The 2,444-nt window shown below is 57.9% G+C and carries 3 protein-coding genes; all 3 read right to left on the bottom strand.

Translation table 11 applies throughout. The features are described from left to right. Nucleotides 1-196: 196 nt before the first annotated feature. Nucleotides 197-457 carry a phycobilisome linker polypeptide gene (locus NW809_RS12005; RefSeq protein WP_011429133.1) on the bottom strand — a complete coding sequence of 87 codons (261 nt, stop codon included), beginning with the start codon at nucleotides 455-457 and terminating at the stop codon, nucleotides 197-199. A gap of 288 nt (nucleotides 458-745) precedes the next feature. Then, nucleotides 746-1,234 carry a phycocyanin subunit alpha gene (locus NW809_RS12000; protein ID WP_011429135.1) on the bottom strand — a complete coding sequence of 163 codons (489 nt, stop codon included), beginning with the start codon at nucleotides 1,232-1,234 and terminating at the stop codon, nucleotides 746-748. A 147-nt stretch (nucleotides 1,235-1,381) separates the two neighbouring features. Further along, nucleotides 1,382-1,900: a phycocyanin subunit beta gene (locus tag NW809_RS11995; protein ID WP_011429136.1), complete on the bottom strand. Its 519-nt coding sequence runs from the start codon at nucleotides 1,898-1,900 to the stop codon at nucleotides 1,382-1,384. Nucleotides 1,901-2,444: the final 544 nt, after the last annotated feature.

Raw genomic sequence — 2,444 nt, 5'->3', positions numbered from 1 at the left:
GATCCCGAACCGTGCCCAAGTACCAAGCGGCATAGTACCGATCTTGCGGGTCATCCCCCTGCAGCCGCGCTATCGCCTGCTCCCAGGTGAGCGGCTGGGGCAGCACCGCCGTGTTGGATGTCATGGGAACCCTTGCAGAGCCGTCCATGGAATCGAGGCCACCTTGCCGATGACTGCCGTTGAGCAGAGGGATCCCTTACTCAGCAGCGCCGTTGCTCTGGGCAGGGGCCGCCGATAGAGCAGTGACCTGCACGATTTTGCCGCCCATCCGCAGAATGCGCTGCATCTCCGTGGACAGCCGGCTGTAAGGAACTGTGATGCTCATGGTACTGCGACGCACCTTAGCCGAGGTGGCCAGAGCATCGGGTGGGTTGAGCAGGCCAGTGTACTCAACCTTGTAAACCCGGCTGCCGGCTTCCGTCAAAGTTTCAGGGCCGCTGGTGCTTTGACCAAACATCCTTTTCCCCCGAGTCGAGTTCAACTTTGTGCGGCACCTGGGCACGAAGACCTCCTGACCGCCAGAGAGGCCGCAAAAGCCACCTCTAGAGGCAGAACTGTACCCAGGCACAAAAGCTTGGGAAGCAGGCAGACAACCTAGCTGGCTCGAAGAGAGCCGCGGCGCCGAAAACCTGGAAACGACCAGCTCAGCTCCACTTGGGCTGCTGCCTGCTCTGTAGGGGCACTCAATTGGAAGACGAAGAAAGAGATTGCTCCCCCAAAAACGGGATCTCTACTCTGGCATCCCTTAGCTAAGGGCGTTGATGGCGTAGTCGAAGTAAATGGCTGCTTCGTTCGCCGCTTGGCCCTTCAGCATGCCCAGAGCACGGCTCTTCATGTGCTGCAGAGCTACAATGTACCAGCTCGGGGAGAGGTTAAAGGAGCGGTTCACCTCCCGCAGGCCCGCCACCAGGTATTCATCGAGGGGGCCCGTGCCGCCTGCAACCAGCGAGTAGGTGATAAAGCGCAGGTAGTAGCCAATGTCGCGGGCACACTTGGCCTGAAACACATCGCCGTGACCCATTTCGCCCGGCTGGGTCAGGTAGGGGAAGCGCTTGAACACTTCCTGCACCGCTTCGCGCACCAGCGTTTGTTGGTTTTGGGTCAAGACACGGGCCGCTTCCAGAGAGGCAGCAGCGCGCTGGTAACGACCATTAACGGCCTGCAGCTCGCTGGCATTGAGAAAACGCCCTTGATTGTCAGCAGCGGCAATCGCTTCGGTAATGACAGTTTTCACCTTGCAACTCCTAAATGCGTTGACTGTTAGCAAAAGTCTTAGTTGAGCAGCCGGCACTCCTCCAAGTTGGGAATGCCTGTCTGCCTGTCGGAAAAAAGGGATCTAGGCGATCTCACGGAGCTTTAAAGAGGGACGACCGCTTTTAACTTAAACAATGGCGGCAGCCGCCTTGTCGAAGTAGCTGGCCACCTCGCTTTGCAGCGCCGAGCAGTCGCCAGGGGTGATGCCGTTCGGATCCATGATCTTGGCCAGGGCTTCCTTCTTCATGGCCGCAATGGCGTTGGCCATGGAGCTGGTGGGCACCCCCAGCGCAATGTAGGTCTCCCGCAGGCCGTTGAGGCAGCGATCTTCCAGCACCGAGCTATCCCCCGCCAAGGTGGCGTAGGTGATGTAGCGCAAGATGATCTCCATGTCCCGCAGGCAGGCGGCCATGCGACGGTTGGTGTAGGCATTACCGCCAGGGGCGATCAGATCCGGCTCCTGGGCAAACAGGGAACGAGCCGCGTTGGTTACGATTTGGGCGGCGTTGCTGGTCATGCGGTTGACAGCATCCAGGCGTTTGTTGCCTTCTGCCACCAAAGCCGCCAGACGGTCGAAGTCTTGATCACTTAAAAAGGCACCGCGTGCATCTGCCTGAGCGATCACCCGGGTAAAGGCGTCTTGCATGATGGATCTCCTTCTGGTCTTTCCAAAAAGCGATGGGCGACTGGCTGAACCTCTCAAAAGTGGGATCCCAAACTCTGTTGTTTGCGGGATCCTCCTTGCCCAAAAACCGGGGATCCTGTGGAGCGGGTTGCTCAAAACTACCCCCACCGAAGCCCCAGATTTTGAGACAGGTCAAGAACCTCTGCGACTTTCAGACAGCCGAGCATCCAGGTCAATTTTATAGCGTGGGAGGGATGAGTGTTTTGTGAAGATTTACAAATAAACAGGCACCAGAGTGTCTGCTTGGCCGCCAATCCTCTGGCTCTGTTGGGTCAGCAGGCCAGAAACTGGTCGGCGAGGGCAGTAAAAAAATGTAAACATTCGTTTCACTTGTTTTGAGATAAAGGCAAGCCTCTTGCCCACACACTGCAGCAGTCAATGTTGCGGGGTACCTATGCCTTGCAGGGCAGCTTTGAGATCCCGGCAGAAGTGGGCAATTTGTTGCAGCCCTTGGGCGGGGGTGGGGGCCTTGGCCAGCCGTTGCACAAAGGCACTGCCCACGATC

This window comes from Synechococcus sp. WC101, from assembly GCF_047461555.1.
Classification (GTDB): Bacteria; Cyanobacteriota; Cyanobacteriia; order Thermostichales; family Thermostichaceae; genus Thermostichus.
Note: the sequence above shows the minus strand (reverse complement) of the source record. Positions and strands in the feature narration are given on the sequence as shown.

Bases quoted from the DNA above. Each gene is read 5' to 3' on its own strand.
- NW809_RS11995 (WP_011429136.1), bottom strand. From the start codon at position 1,900: ATGCAAGACGCCTTTACCCGGGTGATCGCTCAGGCAGATGCACGCGGT.
- NW809_RS12005 (WP_011429133.1), bottom strand. From the start codon at position 457: ATGTTTGGTCAAAGCACCAGCGGCCCTGAAACTTTGACGGAAGCCGGC.